The following is a 23,674-nucleotide window of genomic DNA, read 5'->3' on the forward strand; positions in this document are numbered from 1 at the left end:
AAGAAAAAGGTCCTAACTGAAGAAGTTAAGACCTTTATATAGCCTGCGGAAGATCGGTCAACCGATCAGTTTGTCGTTAACTGATCGGCATTAGCCCGGAGGCTGGTTCTATTGTCGTGCTTGGTCGCTTCGTTAAATTCGGAAGCGGCTAATGCTGCTCGATAGCTCGTTGTTGTATTGCTCAAGCTCATGCACTTGGGTCGATACCGCCTGAGCATTATCAGACACCGATTGCGACAAGTCATTCACCGCAGTCACGTGCTGGCTAATGTCGGTCGCCACATGGCTTTGTTGCTGAGCGGCCGTTGCAACTTGGCTGTTCATGTCATTGATCGTGACAATGTGCTCTAAGATTTCCTGCAACACTTGGCTGACACGAGACGCAGCATCATTAACCTCTTCACTGGAGCCTAGGCTTTGCGCCATTGAAGTGTTAGCGGCTTCAGCGCTTTGCTGCACTTCAGTCACAATGGATTCAATTTCTTGGGTTGACTCTTGGGTCTTCTGAGCCAATGAACGAACCTCATCGGCAACCACTGCAAAGCCTCGGCCTTGTTCACCGGCACGAGCAGCCTCAATCGCGGCGTTCAATGCCAACAGGTTGGTTTGTTCGGCAATACTCCGAATCACCTCAACCACGGAGCCAATTGCGGTACTGGCACTGCGCAAAGTGGTAATGCGCTCTGCAGTTGCACTGATTTGTTCCGACAGGCTGTGAATGGTTTCGGCATTGGCTTGCACTTGGTCAACACCGCTATTGACTTGAGCCATCGCTTCTTGGGTGCGGTCGGAGGTATCTTCCGCATTTTTAGCAACTTCCATCGCGCTGGCACTCATTTCTTGTAGTGCGGTTGCGACTTGTTCAATCTGGCTACGCTGATCACGAGTGTTCGATTCGGTCTCATCAGCACCTCGGGCCAACGAATCAGAAACCAAGGTTACTTTGCTCGATACCGACGCCACGTTAGACATCAGGCTGGCGAGGTTATCCATCAACAAGTTGAAGTTCGCGGCCAAGGTACCAATCTCATCGCCGCGTTGCTCATTGAGGCGTTTGGTCAGATCACCATCACCCGAAGCAATTTCATACAAGGACTCGGCCACATGGTTAATCGGCTCAACCACCATTTTACGCAGCGCAATAAACGCCGCCACAATGACGATGGCGAGGATCAATGAGATAGCAACCACCATGAACAACATCTGCTCGCCAAGCTCGTCGGAGACAATCGACTTGTTAAAGGCAATTTTAAACTTACCGATTGCTTTACCGTCGCGGACTACTTCCTGCTCAACCACATTGCCCATCGACAAATCACCGATACGAGCAATGTCTTTGCCGCGGTGATCGGTAATATCAATACCATCGACCATCACTGACTTGGTCACCGCTTTGGCAATCGATTCACTTTGCTCAAAATCGTAAGTAAAAACGGGTTCAATCAATGACGCGGTCGCAAGTTCGACCATGGCTTTTTGATCGGCGTCGTAGGAGTCCTGCAAACGAGATTGCAGGCTGAAATAGGAAAAAGCACAGCCCAGGATTAGTCCCAGAAGGCCGAAGCCAACCAAGACAAAAACGAGTTTGTTATTCAGGCTCATTTTCATTGTTGGTACCTCATTGAAAGCAATCGGTGCGTGCTTTCGTATACATGCTTGCTGTTGGTTAGCAGGTTCTAATTATATGAATGACATTTATTGACGAGCGGATTTATGATTCTCAGCCGATCATTATTTCCGTATAGCTACGCTGGCTTGCCAAAGGAGTGCGGAAGACGGCGTATTTCCTTAGATTTCATAAACCCTGCGGCTCAATGAACCTCTGCAACTTTAGCAGCTTTCCAATTGAGCAAAATACGCATTGCCAACAAATGTGACTTCTGTATCGACAAATAGTCACAGAAGCTTTAACAATTTATTTTTTGAGCAAAAAGGCACCAAATTTTGATTTTAGTGCTGCTTTTTGACTGTGTTTTTTTGGCCCCGATCAAGCTCACGTTCAGATTCACGTCCTAAGCTTATTGGAGCCTCTCACTCTCTAGGTTCGCATGATGCGTCTGATCAATCCCCCTGGTCGCTACATTGATCAAGTAGCCCGAAATACCATTGCCTATGTACTCGCGGGCGGCAAAGGAACCCGCTTGGGCAACTTAACCCGAGTCCGCGCCAAGCCAGCCACGCCGTTCGGTGGCAAATACCGAATTATTGACTTCACGCTATCCAATTGCATTAACTCAGGCATTCGCCGTATTGGCGTCATGACTCAGTACAACGCCATTGGTTTAGTTCAGCATATTCAGCGCACTTGGAGTCATTTGGTTTCGGAAATGGGCGAATTCGTCAACTTGTTGCCCGCCCACCTCGGCACCTCAAACAGTTGGTACACCGGCACCGCAGATGCCATCTGGCAAAACATCAAAATGCTGGAAATGGCCAACACCGAATATGTCCTGATCCTCGCTGGAGACCACGTCTATTCGATGGACTACTTGCCGATGATTCAAGCTCATGTCGACCGTGGGGCCGATGTCTCCATTGGCTGCGTCGAAGTGCCGCAACGGCTGGGGCACCAGTTTGGCGTGATCCAAAGCGATCATGAGGGCAACATTACTCAGTTTGTTGAAAAGCCATCCGATCCGTCGCCATATGCCCAACCCTCGGGCAATGTATTGGCATCAATGGGTATTTATGTGTTCTCGAAAAAAGTGCTGCTGGAGCTACTTGAGGCTGACCATAGCGACGAAAATTCCAGCCATGACTTTGGCCACGACATCCTGCCCAAAGCGCTGTCCAGTCACAAACTGGTGACCTATCACTATGTTGATGAAGATGGTCAGCCTGGCTATTGGCGCGATGTTGGAACCATCGAATCCTACTACGACGCCAGCATGGATCTAGTCACGGCTATGCCGCGGCTCAACCTGTACGATGCCAACTGGCCGATTTGGACCTACCAAGAACACTTACCGCCGGTGAAGTTGTCTCATGATAGCTGTGGTCAGCACGCCCTCGCTCAGGATTCGCTGATATCAGCGGGCTGCGTCTTTGTTGGCTCACAAATTAGCCGTTCGCTGTGTTGTTATAATGTCCGTGTGGAAGCGGGCTCTGAAGTTCACCAGTCCATTCTGCTGCCGGATGTGCACGTGGGCAGCAATTGCAGTATTCACCATGCCATTATCGATGAAGGATGCGAGATCCCCGACAATACCGAGATTGGTGAAGATGTGGAGCTCGACGCACAACGGTTTGCCATTACCGAAAATGGCGTGGTGGTGGTCACTCGTGAACATCTAGAGCAGTTGTGATTCTCCCCTTTAGCGCACAAAAAAAGCCCAGCATGTTGCTGGGCTCTGCAGTCATTGTCGTTTCGCTAACGATTAAATGCCGTACTCTGCACGGTAGGCGTTCACTTGCGCCAGATGCTCGGCCATTTCAGGCTGCGCTTCAAGGTAGGTCACCAAGTCGGCAAGGCAGATAATCGAGGTCACATGACATTGGTAATCACGCTCAACTTCTTGGATTGCCGACAATTCACCCGTGCCGCGCTCTTGACGGTCAAGGGCAATTAACACACCGGCTAATTCAGCCTGGTTCGCCTCAATAATTGTCATCGACTCGCGAATCGCGGTACCGGCGGTGATGACATCATCGACCAGCATGATCCGGCCGGCTAATGGTGATCCCACGAGGTTGCCGCCCTCACCATGATCTTTGGCTTCTTTGCGGTTAAAGCAGTACGGCACATCCAAATCATGATGATCCGCCAATGCCACCGCGGTGGTGGTTGCAATCGGAATACCTTTATATGCAGGGCCAAAAAGCACATCAAAGGCAATGCCACTTTCAGCCAATGCGGCCGCATAAAAACGCCCTAATTTAGCGAGATCACGGCCAGTATTAAACAAGCCAGCGTTAAAGAAGTAAGGGCTTTTACGGCCTGATTTAAGGGTGAATTCGCCAAACTTCAGCACTTGCTTTTCCAGCGCGAATTCAATAAATGCTTGCTGATAAGGTTTCATTGCTTAGTCCTCCAGCGCCTGTTTTTGCGCCGCAATGATGGTATCAATGCCACCTTTGGCTAGGCCAAGCAACTGTTGCAATTCTTCGAACGAGAACGGTTCGCCTTCGGCAGTGCCCTGCACTTCAATCAACTTGCCATGCTCGGTCATCACCACATTCATGTCGGTTTCGGCAGCGGAATCTTCAACATATTCCAAATCACACAGGGCATCGTCACCGACGATGCCAACCGATACAGCGGCAATCATAAACTTCAGCGGACTTTGCTTGAGTTTCCCTTCGGCCACCATCCAGTTCAGCGCATCGGCAAGGGCCACACATGCGCCGCTAATCGCTGCGGTGCGCGTGCCGCCATCGGCTTGAATGACATCGCAATCAAGGGTAATGGAAAAATCGTTGAGTGCTTTCAAGTCAACTGCGGCTCGCAGCGCGCGAGCAATCAGCCGTTGGATCTCAAGCGTTCGGCCACCTTGCTTACCACGGGCAGCTTCGCGATTGCCTCGGGTGTGTGTTGCCCGCGGCAACATGCTGTACTCAGCGGTAACCCAACCCTGACCCGACCCTTTTAAGAAGCGCGGTACTGACTCCTCAACAGAAGCAGTACACAGTACTTTGGTATTGCCAAACTCAACCAACACAGAACCTTCTGCGTGACAGGTATAGTTGCGAGTAAAGCGAATCGCTCGGGGTTGCTCGGGGGCTCTTTCGTTCGGGCGCATGCCAGCTCCAAATGTCATTCAAAATAAAACCGCAATAGTATAACGGCGTCGTCAGCAGTTTTCTCGATTAGTTCATGGGATTTCGGCAAACTCTGGTTTCTGTGATAACAAATTTGCAGCTAGGATTAAGGGCACAGGTAATGGATGTAAACGCAGTGCAAAAGGAATATCGGATGATGTCTGCAATTCGGCTGTTAGTACTCGCCTTTGTGGCTGTTTGGAGTAGTTGCGCTTGGGCGGAGCCTCCCACGCTTCAAACCATGCTCAATGCTGAATCAGCGAAACAGCAAGCCCCCGCCGAAGCGACTCAGGACAATATGGCCGTGGTGGTTGATGATTACAATCGCGGGTCACCTCGAACGTCGATGGAAGGCTATTTAAATGCCGCCAACCGCAATGATTTCGAGCGGGCCAGCCACTATCTTGATGTCCGCAACCTTCATAGCGAAGCCAGTCAGATTGCCCCTGATGTATTAGCCAAACAGTTAAAACAAGTGCTCGACCGGCAATTGTGGGTTGATCTTCATGCCCTCAGCCAATCTAACCTTGGCGCCGCCAACGACAGTCTGCCGGGCTATCGTGATTTAGTCGGCAAAATCGCCACACCAGACCGCACCGTGAATATCTACATGCAACGGGTACCGCGAGACGATGGCGTGTTTATCTGGAAGATATCCAATGCCTCGGTGTCACAAATCCCGCACTTATACGCCATTTATGGCGACGGCCCAATTGGTGAGGCGCTATCACCCTACTTGCCGGAATTTGTGTGGCTCGGCATGCAAAGCTGGCAATGGCTGATGATCGTCGCGTTATTCGTCGGCACCTTCGTTGTCACTTGGCCAATGTTCTGGCTGGTACAACGTATCATCAGTCAGCGCCACGCCAATCCTGAGTTGCTCAATCATTTTATTTCCGGCCCCCTTCGCCTGCTCACAGTGGTGCTCATTGTTCGTAGTCAATTTGAATTACTGCGACCGTCCATCGAAAGTCGCGCCATTGCTGAGGGCCAAACCTTACTTATTATCGCGATCACTTGGGTCATAGTGATCAGCCTAGAATTGCTGCGCCAACGCACCCACCGCAAACTAATTCGCACCAACCGTGATCAAGCCGCCTTGTTGTTACGGCCACTGTTTAACGTGCTGAAAACCTTTGTGGTGCTGTTTGCTTTTCTGATTTGGCTGGAAAATCTCGGTTTTCAGGCCACCACAATTTTGGCTGGCTTAGGTATTGGCGGCTTGGCGGTGGCGCTGGCCGCGCAAAAGTCGGTGGAGAATATTATTGGCGCCATCACCCTATATATCTCCACGCCGGTCAAAGCTGGTGATTTTTGCCGCTTTGGCGATCAAACCGGCATTGTTGAAGAGATCGGTTTGCGCTTCACCCGCGTGCGGACGCTCGACCGCACGGTCATCAATATTCCCAACGCCACTTTTGTCGATTTGCATTTAGAAAACTTCGCCGAGCGGGAGAAGATCCGCTACAACCCGGAAGTTCAATTACGACTCGACAGCAAAGCCAGCCAAGTCGAACAAGTTTTGGCGGATTTAAAGCAGGCCTTGATTGATCATCCCATGGTGGATCTCGAGCCACTCAGGGTGCGCTTGCAAAATTTTGCCACCCACGGCCTTAAACTCAATGTCTTGTGCTACATCAAGACCACTGATTTTAATGAATATCTAGAAGTAGCAGAGGCGCTTAACTTGACCATCCTCCGGATTCTGGAAGAAAACCAAGTGTCACCGGCTGATTTGACCCACTACAGACTGGTGCAGGGCGAAAGCTAACGCCTATAATGGGCCGCTTTTTTCATCAAATAATTTTATTAACGCTCGATCCTTTGCTGCTGCCAGCAACGATTTGAGCAACAAGGAACTGAACATGGGCATTCACAGCATGACGGCGTACGCGCGCCACGAAATCAAAGCCGACTGGGGCAGCGCCGTTTGGGAAATTCGTTCAGTCAATCAGCGTTACTTAGAAACCTTCATGCGCTTACCCGAGCAATTTCGTAGCCTTGATCCGGTATTGCGCGAACGATTCCGCAAAGCCATGCAACGGGGCAAAGTCGAATGCAGCCTGCGCTACGAATTTCAGCAAGCTGCCAGTGGCCAATTACAACTCAATGAAACGCTGGCACAAGAAGTTATCTCCAAAGCACGCTGGGTGAGCGATCACGTCGGCGGCTCCATGCACGTCAATCCACTGGAAGTGATGCAATGGCCTGGCGTCATGATGGCTCAAGAGCAAGATTTGGATCAGATCACCAAAGACGTGCTGGCTGGCTTTGACGAAACCCTAAAACAATTCCTCGAATCTCGAGCCAACGAAGGCCAAGCCCTGCGCGAGCTAATCGAAGCTCGATTAAACGGTGTTGATGAGCAAGTCAAATTGGTCCGCGAGCATTTACCAACAGCCGCCCAATGGCAACGCGATCGCATTATGACCCGCTTGGAAGAAGCCAAAGTCGAACTGGAAGCAGGTCGTCTCGAGCAAGAAATGGTGATGCTGGCACAAAAATCGGATGTTGCCGAAGAGCTCGACCGCCTCGACACCCATGTTTCAGAAAGCTTGAAGATCCTCAAAAAAGGCGGCGCTTGCGGCCGTCGTTTGGACTTTATGATGCAAGAGTTTAATCGCGAAGCGAATACCCTTGGTTCCAAGTCCATTACCTCGGATATCACTCAAGCAGCAGTAGAGCTGAAGGTGCTAATCGAGCAAATGAGAGAGCAAATTCAGAATATCGAGTAATATCCACCAACACTCATAACCATCCATTAAGCCCTGAATTTTCAGGGCTTTTTTTCATTAAAATAACAAATAGACTTGGAGCGGTAAGCCTTCAAGTTGTATGCACTTGTTTGGCATTAGTGCTGGAAAACGTACAACATTTCGCCTTGTATGACTTGATAATATTCGAGTGAGTACATGGGCCATGTACTGCCATCCACAACATACGAAACTAATAATTCATCACTATTGGTGAATTATTAATATAAAACTGCCATCCACCTATAAAATCACCACTAACGGTGAATAAAATTGTTATTCATCAGATTCCACCTATAATCACCGATACTAATGAATATTGGCACAGAATGATGGCAAAGAAAGTCACTACTTCAGAAATGCCCCAAACACATTTTATTGAGAATACAAACGTGCTGGGGCAATTGATTAAAGCAAAACGCACGGCGATGGGCATGAAGCTCGCCGATTGCGCCGCACTTTGCAATGTGGGGATCAATACCTTGTCTCGCATCGAAAATGGTAACTATAATTGCACACTTGCCGCCGTATTTGCTGTGCTACACGGACTGGGTATTAAGCTCACCTCTCCATCGCTTTCAAGCCAAGCCAGCTCAAGCGTCACTGATGACGAGTGGGTATAAAAATATGCCCGCAGATAACATCGACCAGCCATCAGAATATACCTTGCTCATCCATTTGGCAGACCAACGTATTGGCACGTTAACCTTGGATAGAAGCACCAACCTGCTCAAGCTTGAATACGAGCCAGATTGGCAACAATCCGGCTACCCACTGTCACCCGCTCTGACGTTGGATAACCTCCACTCTCCCGAAGTCGCCTACAACTATCTCGACAACGTACTTCCCGAGGGGGCAGCGCGGAAACTCCTATCAGAGCACCTTGGTGTCTCAGAAAAAAATGTCTATTCCCAAGTCAGGGCCATCGGCAATGATCTGGCGGGTGCAATTACGTTTAAGGCGAATGAGCAAGGTGCTGACATTTCACCAAAGGCAAGTGAGCCACAATTTAGAGTTATCGAGCCCGACGAGCTAACCAAGCGCCTTGCCAGCAAGGAAGACATTGGCCTGTTAACATGGGACGACAAACCACGTCTAAGTGTGGCTGGCGTACAAGACAAGCTCAACATATTCATTAATGAGCAAGGGCAGATCGGATTTGGCGATGGGGCTTTATGTTCAACGCATATTCTCAAGTTTGAAAAGCACAACTGCCCCAACCTTGTACTAAACGAATACTTCTGTATGAAACTGTCAAAGGCCGTAGGATTGCCTACCGCAGAAGTCGAGTTCACTCGATTTGAGCAATATCCGGCTCTGATTGTGGAACGGTTTGATCGTAAGTATGTGTCTGATCAGTCCAAAGTCTTTCGCAGGCATGTGATTGATGGCTGCCAAGCACTTAACCTGCCACGCGACTATAAATATGAGCGGAACCTTGGTGATGGCAGGGATGTACAGCATATTCGCGATGGCGCAAGCTTACCCCGGCTTTTTCAACTGGCAAAAACTATGACGTCGCCTGTTGAGAGTCTTCAATGGCTTATCAACTGGCAGCTATTTAATTTATTGATCAGCAACTACGACAGTCACGGTAAAAACGTCTCGCTGTTTTTTGATAAGCGCAATAATCAATTCACGCCCGCTTATGATCTAGTGAATATTGCGATGTTCCCACAATTCAAGCACATACTGGCAATGGCAATGGCGATGGGGGATGAGTTTGAACCTGAGAGCATAAACGCCTATCAACTGGCTGATTTCGCAGAAACCTGCGGGGTGAATAAAAAGCTTTTGTCTCGCCAGTTGACTGTTTTGGCGAATAAGGTCATCGAAACACTCTCACAAACAGGCTTTATTGAGAGCATTACGCAAGAAGCACATTTTACCGAAGTCGACCTAAAATACATGACAGCGGTAAAAGAGCACGTATTGACCCGAGCGCAACATTTGCGGTCACAAGCACCATTGATACCTGACATCGAAGTTTAATAATTGATATGAAGTGACCTAATACTAATTTTTCGATGACGCTTCGGAGCGGATATGCTGAAAAAACACTAATTCGTTCTACCTTCATTCCTGCACAACAATCCCTTGTTCTCCGCCCTGCGGCTGCCCAACGTTTTTACAATAGCGGTTACCGTACTCTCCTTCACTCCAAGCTCTTTCGCTAGAGGAGCGAAGCCAGACAGTGCTTCTAGGATCTCTTCAATGCACCGCTGAGCCAGTTTCCAATTGGCAAAGCCAGCAGAAGCTGCGAGCTTCTGGATAACCTTCAGCGGAGGCTGGTGGCCGTATCCTGCAAACGCCGTGGCGTGTTCGTTAAAAGGGTGGGGGCTAAAGGTCGCATCGTAAAACGGAGCGGGTTGCCATTGCCCTTGATCGTTTTGTAGAAACGACCAGTTCTTGGAGTGATCATCCTGATTACTGGCAAACAAGTTGAACATGGCACGTTTGAATTGCAGCTGACCAACAGCAGGAGATTTGCAAAGCTGACGACTCGCTTTGATCAGATCTTGATAATCCAAGCTGGGTGTTCGGTAGTCCGCATCAAGCAATCCGCAGGCACTGTGCATATGTAGCCGCCCCGCAGAGCCATCAGCATGGTTGACCCAGTCAAAACGCTTTACCGCCAGCCAAGCTTTAGCGCCACTTTTAGCCGGTGCTTCCAGCAGCTTCCATGTCGGAGGCTGAAGCCCTGCCATTTCAGCCATCTTCAGATAGGCCGCTTCACACAAACCTTCTTCATGGCCGAGGGCCAAGTTCTGTGACGTGAACTTCACCAACCAAGCTTCATCTCTAGGTCGAGCATGTGTGTGGCACTGTTCAGGTGTTTCTGGAGGAATGAAGATTTGCGCTTTGGGCCGGGCACCGCCCGAGCTACCAGCAGCAACTAAGGCAGCAAGCACCTCTTCTGTTTGGCCGTCAAACAACGCCTGAGCCTGCAATCCTAACGTTGCTAAATCTTCTTCCTCCGCCTCTTCAGCGCAATAGCTTGATGCTGGGGAAAACGTCAATGCTCCCATCCCTCTTTCACCAACAAAGGCCAAGCGATCCATTGCGGTGATCTGAGCGGGCAAGATACTGTGCTGACGAAACACTCTGTCTTGAAGCAACAAACCCCAGCCATCAGGCAAACTATCAGCAAAAAGTCCATGCACGCCACCGTGAGGTATGCGCGGTGCCAATTGAAGTTCATTGCTACTTTTCAGAGTGAACGGAGATAGATTGCCAAAACGACTTAGGTAGTCAGCTTCATATTGGAAGAAAACGCCTTGCCTGTTCTGCGCAAGAGTTCCCACAATCACCTTCTCGCCTGTTGAAAGCGTTCGGCTGACAATCAGCTTTTGTATTGGCTTAAAGCTCATCTTTTAACACCTCATCAATTGAGGTTGGCAATTTGGGGATCGACTTGGACTCGAGGGTCAGATCATAGAGCCGTTTCAAATCATCCAGACACTGCCACAGCAACAGCAGCTGTCGAAAAGAGATCTGTCCGGTGAGCTCAAATTTCTTGATGGTCGGGGCTGGCACACTACTCCGCTCAGCGAGCGCATTGCGGGAGAGTTTTTGCTGTTCGCGTAGTTTTCTGAGGTGCGCGGCAAAGGCTTGTTGAATATCAGTATCATCGAGGAGTAGAACAAGAGACATAAACACACCAAAAAGACACAATAATATCCATTATAGCCTTTATATAGATTTTTTGGATGCTATGATGCCTCTAATTAACTCAACTAGCCCACTGCCAACTTAGCTGCTTGTTGCCACATGAAGTGCGGCATCGACACTTTTAACTGCCAAGTAATACTCATCGGCTGTGAACCTGTATGCGATACATACTCCACTTCTCCATAATTAACAAAACCCATAGTACGCCCGAATTCATCTTTGCTTTGCTCTCGCACAAATAAAAACAAACGCTTACCCGCTCTTTGATGTTGGATATATTCCAAACCACGCCCCTTGTCGGGCCGAGCGCTATTTTGTGACTGCCAATGGAAAAGATGTTCGTTAATCGCGTAATCGTGGTACATAGTTGTTGGCGAAAACTGCTTTTCATTTTTATCTAAGGTGACAAACATCAGTTCAATATTCTGATCTTTCAGAACAAACACACCTTCGCGTGCTGGCGACTGACGCTCAAACGTGGTCGCACCAAATGCAACTAATATTTGTTCACGCGCATAACGTGCATGTAGCCTCAATGAAACCTCAGGCAAAGCATGCATGGTTGGCTGCTCATGCTTGGTTTGTGCTAGTTGCCAGTTAACAACGTCCAGTAGTTCCACTTTTAACTCGCCAGAATTTAGTTTCCACAAGCTCTGCTCAATGGAATCGAATCCACATTCAGGCCCCGTTTTCTGCCAGAAATCATAATGACACATCAGAGCATGACGATGGCTCGAATCCTCTAATGCAAAATTGCTATGGCAAAGCTGCTTTAAGAAAGTTAAATAGGCATGATCATCACAGGTCAAAATTCGGTTGTGGATGGCTTTTTTAAGCATGCTCAGCAGTTTTTCATCTAGCCTATTTTCGTTGATTTCATCTTTGGCTTGCTGAACCAACTGAGACCAACTGCCTCGCTTATAAAGGTCATTCAGATCTATATGCGGATTTAGGGTTAAGAAATTCGACAGCGTTAGCGGCAGTGTGGAGTGCTGAGGATATTGACGGATCATCGCGACTAGGCACTTCAAAGTTAATGAAGCTGAGCGAATATTGCTGAGTACCATTTCTTGCGTTCGCTTACTCAACTCAATGCGACAGCCCAATGGCGCGTGAGGAAATCCTTGCTTTATTTCGTCACTGATCGCTCGGTGACTTTTGCCAACTAACGCTCTAAATTTATTGGCAAAGTCATATTCAGGGCGTGAGTTGCCGACAAAATCCAAGACAGTGCAACACTCCTTGCCGTCGGCTAAACGCAAACCGCGGCCAAGCTGTTGCAGGAAAATAGTTAAGCTTTCGGTCGGGCGCAAAAACAATAACGTATCCACTTCGGGTATATCGACACCTTCGTTGAATATATCGACCACACACAGCACGTTTATATCGCCGGAGCGAATGGCCTGCTGCTTTTGTTGCCTCTCGTGAGAGTTATCGCTAGTCAACACATCCGCTTTAACGCCTTTCAATAGAAGCTGTTGCGTCATGTACTGCGCATGTTCTTTGCTCACACAAAAGGCTAATGCTTTCATTTTACCGGTATCGGTGATGAGCTCCTGGACACTCAGCACTATTTTGTCGACGCGAGCTTGGTTATGAGTGTAAAGATTGGTCAATTGAGCAATGTCATAGCGCCCACGACTCCATGCGATGTTGCGAAGGTCAGTATCATCGTCAATACCAAAATACTGAAACGGGCAAAGGTGGCGACGATTAATCGCTTCCGGCAAACGGATCTCAGCGGCAATCACACCACCAAAATCCGCTAGGATATCTCCACCATCATGGCGCTCTGGCGTTGCGGTGAGGCCGAGCAATATGGCAGGGGAAAAATGTTGCAGCAGTTCGCGGTAGCTAGTCGCAGCAATATGATGCACCTCATCAATCACAATGTAGTCATAATAGTCAGCGGTTAGACTAAGCTGATCCAACTGATTGTTCAGGGTTTGGATAGAAACAAACAGCTGTCGATAGTGCTCTGGCGTATGCCCGCCAACCCACAGCTCACCAAAATCGCCATTGCGCAATACGACCCGATACGCTGCTCTAGCTTGCTTAAGAATTTCCTCTCGGTGCGCGACAAACAGAAACTTAGCTTGCGGTATCTCTTTGACAAAGCGCGCAAAATCAAAGGCTGAGATCAGGGTTTTGCCAGTGCCTGTCGCCGCCACCACTAAATTACGAAAACGCTGGTGAACACTTCGCTCAACGGCAAGTTGTTCTAAGATTTCACTTTGATGAGGAAAAGGCGAAATATCAAAAAAATGGGTTGAATTAGTCTCGTAATCACCCCGTTGCTGACTCAAGGCTTTTTTGAGTTTGTCGCTGCTCTTTGCATCCCCACAGAAGTGTTCGAATTCGTTGGATGCCCAGTAGGTTTCAAAAGTACTTAATGACTTATCAATGATGTGTGGAATTTCTTTCGAGGTAATTTTTAAATTCCACTCCAGTCCGTTAGTTAACGCTGAATGGGAAAGATTGGACGACCCGATGTAGCCGGTGTGATAGCCCGTATTACGCAAGAACAAATAGCTCTTGGCGTGTAAACGCTCTCGTTCAGTGTTGTAACTCAGCTTCACTTCGGTATTGGGTAAACTCGCCAAATACTCAACCGCTTTTGCATCAGTTGCCCCCATATAAGACGTGGTAATAATTTTTAGCTCGCGGCCGCTAGACGTAAACTCTTCTAACTCTTTACGAAAAATTCGTATCCCTGCCCACTTAATAAATGACACTAACCAGTAGATCTTATCCGCAGACAAAATCTCTCTCTTTAATTCAGATTCAAGCGACAATCCCGCATTGCTTCCACAAAACAGTTCGCTTTGACTCAGTCCGGTCAAAGGAAAAATGTCGTTGATGTAATTTTTTAAATCGGACGAGACAGGATTTTCTAATTCGTATAGAGCAGTCAGAATTTTGCCTTGGCTGGCCAGTAAATTGTCTTCGATAAAATCCTTATCTTGAATTTGTGTTTTTAGCCATAGTAACAGTTGGTTGGATAAAGCTATTTGCTGTTGCAGGCGATCATCGCCCGTAGGAACAGACTCAATCGCATATTCAAGCATGTGCGATAAGAAACGGGACAGCCAGACGGATGCTTCACTACTATTAAGCTCTCGTTCGCCCACATAGAATCGGCTTCGGTCAATTCGGCTCTCGATAAGCTGCGTTATAAGCTGCTCATAAATTCCAACTTGTTGCATGTGATCCCTTTTACTCCAACGGCTGAATTAACAGTAACATTGACTGATATTGCAGCTTTACCGCTAATCCATTTGGTGATTTTTCCATTTCAACTAAGTTGTACTTACCCAATGTTTTCAGTGTTCTCGACACATTACTGACCGTTCGCCCAGTAAGCGCTGCCAGCTCAGTCACCGATTGAGGCTGTTGTTCGGCGATCACTTTTTCACTTACTCATGAATCATTAAACGTTAAACGCCGATTGTTTCATGGTTTGCTCGGCTCGGCTGAGCCCGAGCTGCTTAGCAACGCTTTGCCATTGCTTAACCGCCACTAATACTTCATCGTAAATTTGCGTAGCTTGGGCTTGCGAAAGTCGGAAGAACTCTTTTACGTCAAAGGCTAATTGGTAGTCTAAAGCGTTGGATGCATCCGTAATATTCAGATGCAGGCCATGCTTACCTACTATCGGGTTTAAGTCATAAGCGGGTGATAACTTCCAACCCTTCTTTGTTAATAAAAACCCATGGTTACGCAGGTGATCATCCGTGTTGGACACCGCAATATTAAACACGATACGTCGCCATAACTGTGCTAAATCAGCTTCGGTTTGTGCACCACAATTGGAAATAAATTCAGCAATTTCTAGGTAGCTGGCACCTTGAGATTGTTCACCATCATAGTATTGCAGTTGAGTCATGGCCGATGAAAAATGCAGCCGATTTTCGCCATCGCGGTCAAACCGTTTTGTTAAAAAGGTATGATGCCCAGAGGAAAACTGCCTGATCTCACTTGGAAACATGTCAACACCTGCCGCCAAAGCCAACTCATAACAGACCATCTCCCACGCCCCCAGGTCATGGGTATCATTTAAGTTGGGAAACTTGGCAATCCACAAGTGGCCTTGTTCATCTGTCACACAAGCCTTGGGCCTTGCACCGCCTAATGATGAGCCTGGAGAAATCAGCATTTTCAACCAGCGGTAATACTCGTCACTGTCGATGTTATCGTCTTTTTCAATCTGCATTGCTGCGTACTCTAGCTCTCGCAAAGAAGCCATTGGCGGCGCAGCAAATTCAGAATTGTCGTCCAAAAAAGCATCCGAGCCTGCTCGCTTAAATCGAATACCACCCATCCGGTAAGAATCATGTACGCCCAACAGGTAATCCAACTCGTTTAATCGACTTGTTGCTCGAATGCCTTTGCGCGCTTCAATGGCCGCACGTCGCTGCATTAAAATACGCCCCCACCGATCAGGCGATGAGTCAAGAAATGCGCGAAAGTTTTTATCCGCTTCATCGTTGTAGAGTTCACCGGAGTGAAGCGTCAGGATTGGATCAATTTGCAAGCGATAGGCTGAGGTTAAGAATGCTTTATCGTAGGAAAAACTAAACACGCCACCTCGGCTTGAGTCGCTGTAAGAAAGCAAACCTATTAGCAAAGGCGCTTCAATCGGCTGCCAGTCGGCATAGACTTCGACGATATCTCGGCTCACCTTGAACCTTCCAGCAATTTTATATTTTGCAGCTTGATACCAACTTCATCATGAGCGGCCATTTCTGCAAAGTTGCTTTCCATGCCAAGAACGGCCATAACTTTTAAGTAAGTGCCTATGGCAACGCCCGGATCACCTGCGAAGACTTTGTTCACGGTTTTATGATCAAAACCAGTACGTTCACACAGCAGCTTTTTTGTAAAACCACGTCGTTTCATCGCCAACAACAAGTCCTCACCGAAATGAGTCAGGATTTTGCGTTGCTTTGGAAACAGTACACTGTGTAAGTCACGCTTAGCCATACCACCAACCAAAGGGACTATATTCCCACTATTTAGCCATTAATGGGATAATAGTCCAACATTGAAGTCCAAGCAATTCTAACGTACGAAAGATGGGACTGTATTCCCACTTTGCTGAATATTATCGGATTAATATCCCTCTTTTAGATTTAGCTTGCGCGTTGGCTAAGGCGATGATGTGAATCTCTGAATACCAAAGGTCATCAAATCTCACTTTTATGCGCGTAAAAGTGCAAGATACCTCATTTTTACGCGCATAAAAGTGTGTGTTGGATTATTATACAGGCCGTTAGCAATCTAAATTGGCGGTAAATGACAATGCAGCGAAACTTACTCAACGCCCTAATAGCATGGAAAGATCAGCCGGTGCGTAAGCCTCTATTGATTGATGGCGCAAGACAAACGGGTAAAACGTATCTGCTGCAAGAGTTGTTTGGTAACACCTTTAGTAACACCCTGCGTATCGACTTTCTTGAAAATCCCGCCTACAAAGAAGCGTTCGAAGACTCACTGTCACCAAGTGATCTATTAATGAACATTGAACTGATGACCAATCAGTCGTTCAACCCAGAAACCGATCTGCTGATATTAGATGAGATTGGGGAATGTGAACGTGCCGTCACTTCGCTTAAGTATTTTGCCGAAAAATCACCGTCCTATTTTGTCGCAGCCAGCGGCTCGAATATTGGTTTGCTCAACACCTTCCCTGTGGGCAAGGTAGAACAATACAATCTACGACCACTGACCTTCCAAGAATTTATTTACGCGTCAAACGAGCAAGCACTAATCAAAGCGTTTGATAGTCAAGCAAGCACACCGGCCGTGCACACTAAATTGATGGACAAACTAACAGATTACTTTTTTACCGGCGGTATGCCGGAAGCCGTTTCTGTTTGGTATCAGTTTAAAGATTCAAGCATTTTAGAACGTGTTGAAAAAGTCACCAAAATTCATGCTGATTTAGTTGAGGGGTATCGCCGCGATTTTGGCAAGTACGCGGGTAAGGTCGATGCTACGCTGATTGAATCTGTGTTTAATAGCATTCCTGCTCAGCTATCACTTGTTAGCGACGAGTCCGTTAAACGCTTTAAATTTAAACATGTACATGAGCGTAAATCTCGTTATAGCGATTTTGAAACTGCTATCCATTGGCTTAACTGTTGCCGCTTAGCCTTGCCAAACTATCCAATTGATGGGTCGCCGAAATCACCTCTGGCGGCCTATAAAAAAGAAAACATGGTTAAACTGTTTCTGTTCGATGTGGGGCTGCTCAATCATATGTTGGGCAGTAGTTACAAAGAGATTAAGCAACAACACTATGAATACAAAGGCTATGTGGCTGAAAACTTTGTACAGCAAGAACTCACTGCCATTGGCGTTGACCCAAGTTATTCATGGAATGACGCACGCGCCGAAATCGAGTTTATTGTGGTCACAGATGAAGGCAATATCATCCCTATTGAAGTCAAAAGTGGCAAACGCACAAGAGCAAAATCGCTGGCATCCTACGTTGAAAAATGCGCACCAAGTAAAACCTTTAAGTTGACTGGCACACAAGGCTCATCAGCGTTAGAGCACACCAATATCGTAATGCCTTTGTACTTCACCCAGTATTTACCACAGAGGTGGTAAATACTGGGTTGACTAAATCTATGCCTCAGTTTGCAGGCACTGGCTTGTAGAACCGAACCCAATCCACCAAGTAGGTGTTTTTGCTGTCGTCGGCTAACTCTTCATCAGTTGGGGTAATCGATGGCTCAACACCCGAGCGCCAATCTTGATCTTCGGTATTAATAATCACGTGCATGGGTTTGGTTAAGCCCTTGCCATTGGTGAAGTTATGCGGATCAATGACATCAACGCCTGAGGCCGTTCGAACTAACTTACCATCCACGTAATATTCCAAATGCCATGGGTCGCGCCAGTAAACACCAATGCGGTGAAAATCCTCTTGCCACTTGGTCTTTCCATCGGTGTACCAAGTATCGGCCGAGGAAGGCTGATAATCCTGAAACGGATCGCGAATAAACACGTGATGACTGAGATGTAATCGCTCGGCAAACCAAGCTTGATCGGGCCGGTCACTGCCATAGGCCTCAAGCACGTCAATTTCTTCTGTCGAATCTGGGCTCAGTAACCAAAAATCCGAGGCCATGACCAAATTGCTAAGCTTGGCTCTTACTTCGAGGTAAAGCGGGTACACCACGAGCTGATGCGACGTGATGCTGCCGGCATAGACTTTATTGGTGCCCGGCTTACGACCGGCTTTGATGTGGAGCATGCCGCCATCAACTTCAGAGTATTCAGGGTGCCATTCGGTCAATCCTGGGCCTTTCCATGGATTGATGAATCCTTCATGCCAACGGCTATAAAATTCATCACTTTTTCCAACAGCAGGCGCTTTGTAGTTAAAGTCATCAGATAGCGATTGCAGCTGCCAAATCATCCCTTCCCCAGCATCAGCAGGCACCGGGTAGTCATCCCAATCAGCTGCTTGTAGTGCTCCAGCCGATAGCAACAAGACACTCCATAATCTCTTCATTGGCATAATCCTCAATGGAAAAACTGTTTAAAAAACGTCAAAACAAGCTGCAAAGCAAAAACGCCAGCGACAAACCTATCGCTGGCTAACTTACTACTGGATTGTTGTTATACAGGAGGGCTTATGCCTTCCCTTGGGGGGTCTATTCCTGATCCCAATGCTCCGGCCAGTAGCGATAAATGCTCAATCCGTATTTGCTGGCACGCTCTTTCGCTTCAGCCAAGTATTTCAGGCTTTGCTCTTTCGCTTGGGCTTGATCAGCAACCAACAAGGTGTAGTGGTTGTAGCTCATTTCGGTGCCGTCTTGGTCAATCAGTCGAATATCAATTTCGAACTCGCCTTCGGCATCTTCTGGCAACAACCAGCTCATGTTGCCAAATTGCACGCTGCTATCGGCACCAATGGTGAGATCGGTTAGCGTGCCTGCTTCATGAGTAAATTCGCCTTGACGGATCACCCAGTCACAAGTGACATTCGTCAGTTCTTGTTGGTAGTCATTAACAATCCAAATGCCACCAGTGAAGGTTTCACCGGGCGCCCAACGGCGCTTATCAAACTGAACACTTGGCAACAGTGGCTGATAGGTCTGCTTCACATAGAAGTAAGACAGCTTTTTCTTGCCGTAGTAATCCACCAAGCCCCACTTAATGTCTGGCCAGTGAGTGATAAAGTGGCATAGCGACACCCCGCTCATCTTAGGTTTGCGGCGACGGTAAGTTTCCAGCGCAAACTGAGCCACCGTGCCTTGGGCAATTTGAGTCGCTTCAACAAACTCTTCCAACGAGCCCATTTTGTAGTCACCAAAGACTTCAAAGTTGAGGTTTTTCAGAATGTCGATATCAGCCCAGTGGTAACCCCAGCTCAAACCCATTGGCCACAGTTCATCTTCAGGAATGAATTTTTTCAGGCTCTCAACGCTTGGTGCCGAAGCGGCGGTTAACTCAGGAATAATCGCGCAATCTAGTGACGGGTAGTATTCCTCCATGAATTCGGCGCCGCCTTGGTAGTAGTGTTCGTTGGCGTGAATCGACTCTTTTGGCTTGAAACCCATGTTCACTGCTGACGCTGAACTCAACGGTGATGCCAAGCCATACGGAATATTGGTTAATTCGGCAACTGTGTCACCGATGACTTCCATCAGGTATTTGTTGCCGCTTTCTTCGTGAGCGCCAGAGAAGAATACTTCTTCGCCGCCCATCCAGAAGATCTGAGACGGGTGATTACGACGCTTCTTGACGGTATGAATACACTCATGCAGCACGCCATTGACGAATTCTGGCTCCGCCGAATAAGCCTGAGTGGCAAGGGTGAAGTTGGTCCACACGGTAATACCCAACTCATCACAGATGCGATAGAAATCTGGGATCTCTGGTGGATGCCAACCGAAAATACGCAGGTTGTTGATATTACATTCTTTAACAGCATCCAAGCGGTCTTGATACTTCTTCAGGCTGTTACGGCCATAAAGGAATGACGGCTGCCCACCCCAACACGCCGAGCGCAAGAAATGACGCTTGCCGTTAATCACAAATGTCCAAGGGTACTCATTGTCGCCCGGCTCAAAGCCCGGGTTCATTTCCATCACGACTTCACGCAAACCGATCACGTCATCAGTCTGGTCCAATACGGTATCGCCAGCAGTAAGCGTGGCATTTAACGCGTAAAGGTTCTGATCACCCATGTCCCATGGCCACCACAGCTCAGCATTGGCGACGCGAATTGTGGTTTGGTAAGTGTTTAGCCCAGGCTTGGCTTGCTCCGTGAGTTTAGCGCTATGGACTTGATCGGAATCGAAGTTGTGAGCCGCTAGATTCACAGCAACCTCAACCGCCACCTCGGTATCGCCGTGGTTTTCAACTTCATAGAACAGCTCAACAATGGCATCGTCGCCATCAAGTTTGACATCGGCGCGCTGACTGGCAATTCGCACTGGCTCAGTAATTTCGACCTTCACCGGGCGCCAAATACCAAATGGCACTAGACCGGTAAAGTAGTCACCGGAGAAGTTAACCTTCTTACCGCCACAATTACGGTAGTTCTTAGGTGGCGGATTGAGTTTAACCATCAGCATGTTCGAGCCATCGCGCCAGTCGTCGTAATTGACCAAGTCAGAGATATCGAACTCAAACTCCGAGAACATCCCTTCGTGCGAGCCTAATAGATGGCCGTTTAACCAAACTTCACAGCTGTAATCGACACCTTCAAACACTAAGCGGATGGTTTTGCCTTTCATGCTCGGCTCAACACTGAAACGGCGGGTGTACCACCATTCATAATCCTGCACCCATTTGGCTTTGTGCATGTTACGACCGACATATGGGTCATCAATCTCACCAGCTTTATGTAAATCGGTATAGACATCACCCGGAATCGACGCATGGTTCCAACTAAATGTGGTGCCCTGATATTCCGCCGGTAATAAGTGGAAGCCTTCGTCAACACCTTGGCCCGGACGCATCCGCTCCATTTGCCAGTGGTTGCCGCTCAAATCAATCGTGTGCAGTGCCATAGTCAGTTACCTATTGGTTGTTGCTACTCATGCCAAACTCAATGAACTGCGGGTTCGGCATTCGCTGTATTTAGATGAGGCAAGAATACATCAAATTATTTATATGTGAATATCCTATTCATAAATGAATTTTAAAAGATCAATAAAGCCGATCCTGATCACAAATGCATTGGGCAAGGCGAAGCGGCGCCAACTGCGCAGAAATAATCTGAACAAGGATCGGTGCTTATCAAAAGGAAACGGGGTGGATTACTGGGAGCGAAGTAACGAGCGGTGTTAAACGAGGGTGAGTAGCAGCTTAGCCTAGTAACTAAGCTGCACGATTCTTTTATTGGTTGTTCAAAAAGCTGGCATCGCAACCAACACGCTCGGCGATTTGCCTAGCCGTCGCTGCCACTGCTTGAATCAACTCTTCTTTGTCGGTGGGCTGGCCTAGTGCAGAAGTAAGAGAGGATACTGCCAAAGCGGCAATCACCGTCCCTTCAGGTTGGCCGACAATCGCAGCGCAGTCAGTCACCCCCTCGGTCAAACCACTGGGACGAAAGCAAACTCCCTGCTCAACAATGCTATTGAGTTCGGCATCAAGTTGAGCAATCTCGGTCTTACTCATGTTTTGGTAGCTTTCATCACGCTCATACAGCATGGCTCGGACGTCAGCATTACTGTGAGCCAGAAGAATACGGCCAGAGGTTGAGGGTACCAGCGGAAAGGTGGTGCCTTCAGAGATCGATAGCGATACCGGTGCTGGTCCCCGAGCGTGAACGATCACCATGACTTTACTCTGATACAACACACTCAAATGGCATGAATGACCATAGGCGACAGCAAAGTCTTCCATGATGGGAATGGCGACCTGGCGCAATTTATCAACCGGCGACACTCGCTTGGCCAGAGTGAACAGCTTCAACGATATCCGGTATTTGCCCGATAGCTCGTCACGAATTAAGTAACCGCGCTGCTCCAAGCCCACTAGCACCCGATAAATTTCATTCGCAGTTCTGCCAATGCCGTCGGCGATTTCTTTTTGCGACAACGGAATAGATTTGGTCGCTAGATACTCCAACACATCCAACCCTTTATCGAGGGCTGGCACGGCATACTTGGTCACTTTTGCTTCACTCATTTGCTGTCTCAATTCCTGCAATTTGCCCGCGCCAAAACGTCGAAGAATCGTGCGGCAATTCACAACTCCATAAAAACTCAGTCGCTGTGCATTAAAACACAGGTTGACTCACTGACGCATAAATTTATACTTGAATTTAATATTCAAATACGAATCACCTAAATTTCATCAAGCGAGACACCGAAACATGACTGCTATTACCGAACTACGCGGCATTACTTGGAACCATAGCCGCGGCTTCACCTCAGCTGTGGCCTCTGCTCAACGGTTTGAAGAACTGAATCCTTCCGTTCGCATTACTTGGGAAAAGCGCTCTTTGCAGGCGTTTGCCGACGAGCCGATCGATCAATTAGCAGCTCGTTATGATTTGCTGATCATCGATCATCCGTGGGCAGGCTTTGCCGCTGCCAATAATGTGATCTTGCCGTTGGATGATTACCTGCCCGCTGAGTTTCTTGCTGACCAAGCCGCCAATACAGTTGGTCATTCCCATGAAAGCTATCGCTTTGGTGATAAGCAGTGGGCGTTGGCAATTGATGCAGCAACACCGGTGGCGTCCTTCCGCCCAGACCTGTTGGAGCAAGCTCCGCAAACTTGGGATGAGCTGATGGCGTTGGCAGAGAAAGGTCAGGTCGCAGTGCCCAGCATTCCACAAGACACCCTGATGAACTTTTACATGTTGTGCTGCACCTTAGGTGAAGACCCATGCGTGTCACCAGAGTATGTCGTCAGTGAGGAAATCGGCATCAAAGCACTGAAGATGCTACGCGAACTGTCCGTTCATTTACCGGCAGAATGCTTCGACATGAACCCGATTCAGGTTTATGAAGCCATGACCCAAACCGACCAGTTTGCTTATTGCCCATTTGCCTACGGCTATGCTAACTACTCGCAAGATGGTTATGCCCGCAAGTTGCTGAACTTTGCCGATGTCGTGGCACTGGACAATGGCAACCGCTTGATCACCACCCTAGGCGGCACAGGTTTAGCGATTTCAGCATCCAGCAAACACATCGAGCCTGCAGCTCAATACGCTGAGTATGTTGCCAGCCCAGCTATTCAAGGCTCGTTGTTCTTCGATTTTGGTGGTCAGCCGGGCCACCGACAAGCGTGGCTGAGTGATCGCCTAAATAGCCGTTCTCACGATTACTTCAAAAACACATTGCCGACATTAGATCGCGCCTTTTTACGCCCGCGCTATGCCGGCCACATGCAGTTCCAAGACAACTCTGGCGCGCCAATTCGTGACTATCTGATGAACGGCGGTGACGAAAAGGCCCTGCTGGCACGACTTAACAAGCTCTACGTTGAAACCAAAGCTTAATCAGTAGGAG

19 protein-coding genes are annotated in these 23,674 nt (G+C 48.1%); 7 read left to right on the forward strand and 12 right to left on the reverse strand.

Going from position 1 to position 23,674, the window contains the following annotated elements:
* Nucleotides 1-132 precede the first annotated feature (132 nt).
* Nucleotides 133-1,608 carry a methyl-accepting chemotaxis protein gene (locus IC617_RS11860; protein WP_191145201.1) on the reverse strand — a complete coding sequence of 492 codons (1,476 nt, stop codon included), beginning with the start codon at nucleotides 1,606-1,608 and terminating at the stop codon, nucleotides 133-135.
* A 440-nt stretch (nucleotides 1,609-2,048) separates the two neighbouring features.
* On the opposite strand from IC617_RS11860, the gene glgC reads away from it, so the two are divergent.
* Complete coding sequence (gene glgC, locus IC617_RS11865; protein ID WP_224745964.1) at nucleotides 2,049-3,305, forward strand: glucose-1-phosphate adenylyltransferase; 1,257 nt, start codon at nucleotides 2,049-2,051, stop codon at nucleotides 3,303-3,305.
* Between the two features lie 72 nt (nucleotides 3,306-3,377).
* Here the strand turns inward: glgC and pyrE are convergent, their stop codons facing one another.
* Nucleotides 3,378-4,019, reverse strand: coding sequence for an orotate phosphoribosyltransferase (pyrE, locus tag IC617_RS11870; protein ID WP_191145202.1), 642 nt, complete (start codon nucleotides 4,017-4,019; stop codon nucleotides 3,378-3,380).
* 3 nt (nucleotides 4,020-4,022) lie between these two features.
* The gene (gene rph / locus IC617_RS11875; protein WP_191145203.1) at nucleotides 4,023-4,739 is read right to left on the reverse strand and encodes a ribonuclease PH; all 717 of its coding nucleotides are present in this window, start codon (nucleotides 4,737-4,739) and stop codon (nucleotides 4,023-4,025) included.
* 173 nt (nucleotides 4,740-4,912) lie between these two features.
* On the opposite strand from rph, the gene IC617_RS11880 reads away from it, so the two are divergent.
* From IC617_RS11880 to IC617_RS11895, 4 genes are all read left to right on the forward strand, one after another.
* Entirely contained in the window at nucleotides 4,913-6,529 is a 1,617-nt protein-coding gene (locus IC617_RS11880; RefSeq protein ID WP_191145204.1) for a mechanosensitive ion channel family protein, read from the forward strand.
* A 94-nt stretch (nucleotides 6,530-6,623) separates the two neighbouring features.
* Nucleotides 6,624-7,493, forward strand: coding sequence for a YicC/YloC family endoribonuclease (locus IC617_RS11885; protein ID WP_224745965.1), 870 nt, complete (start codon nucleotides 6,624-6,626; stop codon nucleotides 7,491-7,493).
* A gap of 281 nt (nucleotides 7,494-7,774) precedes the next feature.
* Nucleotides 7,775-8,134 carry a helix-turn-helix domain-containing protein gene (locus IC617_RS11890; protein WP_369410398.1) on the forward strand — a complete coding sequence of 120 codons (360 nt, stop codon included), beginning with the start codon at nucleotides 7,775-7,777 and terminating at the stop codon, nucleotides 8,132-8,134.
* Nucleotides 8,135-8,138: 4 nt separating this feature from the next.
* Nucleotides 8,139-9,503 carry a HipA domain-containing protein gene (locus IC617_RS11895; RefSeq protein WP_191145205.1) on the forward strand — a complete coding sequence of 455 codons (1,365 nt, stop codon included), beginning with the start codon at nucleotides 8,139-8,141 and terminating at the stop codon, nucleotides 9,501-9,503.
* Between the two features lie 68 nt (nucleotides 9,504-9,571).
* On the opposite strand, the gene IC617_RS11900 is transcribed toward IC617_RS11895, so the two are convergent.
* The 6 genes from IC617_RS11900 to IC617_RS11925 all read right to left on the reverse strand — a co-directional run bounded on the left by IC617_RS11900 (nucleotide 9,572) and on the right by IC617_RS11925 (nucleotide 16,166).
* Nucleotides 9,572-10,882, reverse strand: a complete 1,311-nt coding sequence (locus tag IC617_RS11900; protein WP_191145206.1) for a type II toxin-antitoxin system HipA family toxin — start codon at nucleotides 10,880-10,882, stop codon at nucleotides 9,572-9,574.
* Nucleotides 10,872-11,165, reverse strand: coding sequence for a helix-turn-helix domain-containing protein (locus IC617_RS11905; protein ID WP_191145207.1), 294 nt, complete (start codon nucleotides 11,163-11,165; stop codon nucleotides 10,872-10,874). The genes IC617_RS11900 and IC617_RS11905 overlap by 11 nt, the downstream gene beginning before the upstream one ends.
* Before the next feature lie 83 nt (nucleotides 11,166-11,248).
* Entirely contained in the window at nucleotides 11,249-14,389 is a 3,141-nt protein-coding gene (locus tag IC617_RS11910; RefSeq protein WP_191145208.1) for a DEAD/DEAH box helicase, read from the reverse strand.
* A gap of 10 nt (nucleotides 14,390-14,399) precedes the next feature.
* Nucleotides 14,400-14,591 carry an HVO_A0114 family putative DNA-binding protein gene (locus tag IC617_RS11915; RefSeq protein ID WP_191145209.1) on the reverse strand — a complete coding sequence of 64 codons (192 nt, stop codon included), beginning with the start codon at nucleotides 14,589-14,591 and terminating at the stop codon, nucleotides 14,400-14,402.
* 22 nt (nucleotides 14,592-14,613) lie between these two features.
* Nucleotides 14,614-15,864, reverse strand: coding sequence for a type II toxin-antitoxin system HipA family toxin (locus tag IC617_RS11920; RefSeq protein ID WP_191145210.1), 1,251 nt, complete (start codon nucleotides 15,862-15,864; stop codon nucleotides 14,614-14,616).
* Complete coding sequence (locus tag IC617_RS11925; protein WP_191145211.1) at nucleotides 15,861-16,166, reverse strand: helix-turn-helix domain-containing protein; 306 nt, start codon at nucleotides 16,164-16,166, stop codon at nucleotides 15,861-15,863. Before IC617_RS11925 ends, IC617_RS11920 begins: the two co-directional genes overlap by 4 nt.
* Nucleotides 16,167-16,484: 318 nt before the next feature.
* Here IC617_RS11925 and IC617_RS11930 point away from each other — a divergent pair, with 318 nt between their 5' ends.
* Nucleotides 16,485-17,798, forward strand: coding sequence for an ATP-binding protein (locus IC617_RS11930; protein ID WP_191145212.1), 1,314 nt, complete (start codon nucleotides 16,485-16,487; stop codon nucleotides 17,796-17,798).
* Nucleotides 17,799-17,823: 25 nt separating this feature from the next.
* On the opposite strand, the gene IC617_RS11935 is transcribed toward IC617_RS11930, so the two are convergent.
* The 3 genes from IC617_RS11935 to IC617_RS11945 all read right to left on the reverse strand — a co-directional run bounded on the left by IC617_RS11935 (nucleotide 17,824) and on the right by IC617_RS11945 (nucleotide 22,340).
* The gene (locus tag IC617_RS11935; RefSeq protein WP_191145213.1) at nucleotides 17,824-18,708 is read right to left on the reverse strand and encodes a family 16 glycosylhydrolase; all 885 of its coding nucleotides are present in this window, start codon (nucleotides 18,706-18,708) and stop codon (nucleotides 17,824-17,826) included.
* Between the two features lie 142 nt (nucleotides 18,709-18,850).
* A complete protein-coding gene (locus IC617_RS11940; protein WP_191145214.1) occupies nucleotides 18,851-21,217 on the reverse strand; it encodes a glycoside hydrolase family 2 protein in 2,367 nt (788 codons plus the stop codon).
* A 328-nt stretch (nucleotides 21,218-21,545) separates the two neighbouring features.
* Nucleotides 21,546-22,340, reverse strand: coding sequence for an IclR family transcriptional regulator (locus IC617_RS11945; protein ID WP_191145215.1), 795 nt, complete (start codon nucleotides 22,338-22,340; stop codon nucleotides 21,546-21,548).
* A gap of 187 nt (nucleotides 22,341-22,527) precedes the next feature.
* Between IC617_RS11945 and IC617_RS11950 the strand changes: the two genes are divergently transcribed.
* Nucleotides 22,528-23,664, forward strand: coding sequence for an ABC transporter substrate-binding protein (locus tag IC617_RS11950; RefSeq protein WP_191145216.1), 1,137 nt, complete (start codon nucleotides 22,528-22,530; stop codon nucleotides 23,662-23,664).
* Nucleotides 23,665-23,674: the final 10 nt, after the last annotated feature.

This window comes from Neiella litorisoli, assembly GCF_014773395.1.
GTDB classification, from domain to species: domain Bacteria; phylum Pseudomonadota; class Gammaproteobacteria; order Enterobacterales; family Neiellaceae; genus Neiella; species Neiella litorisoli.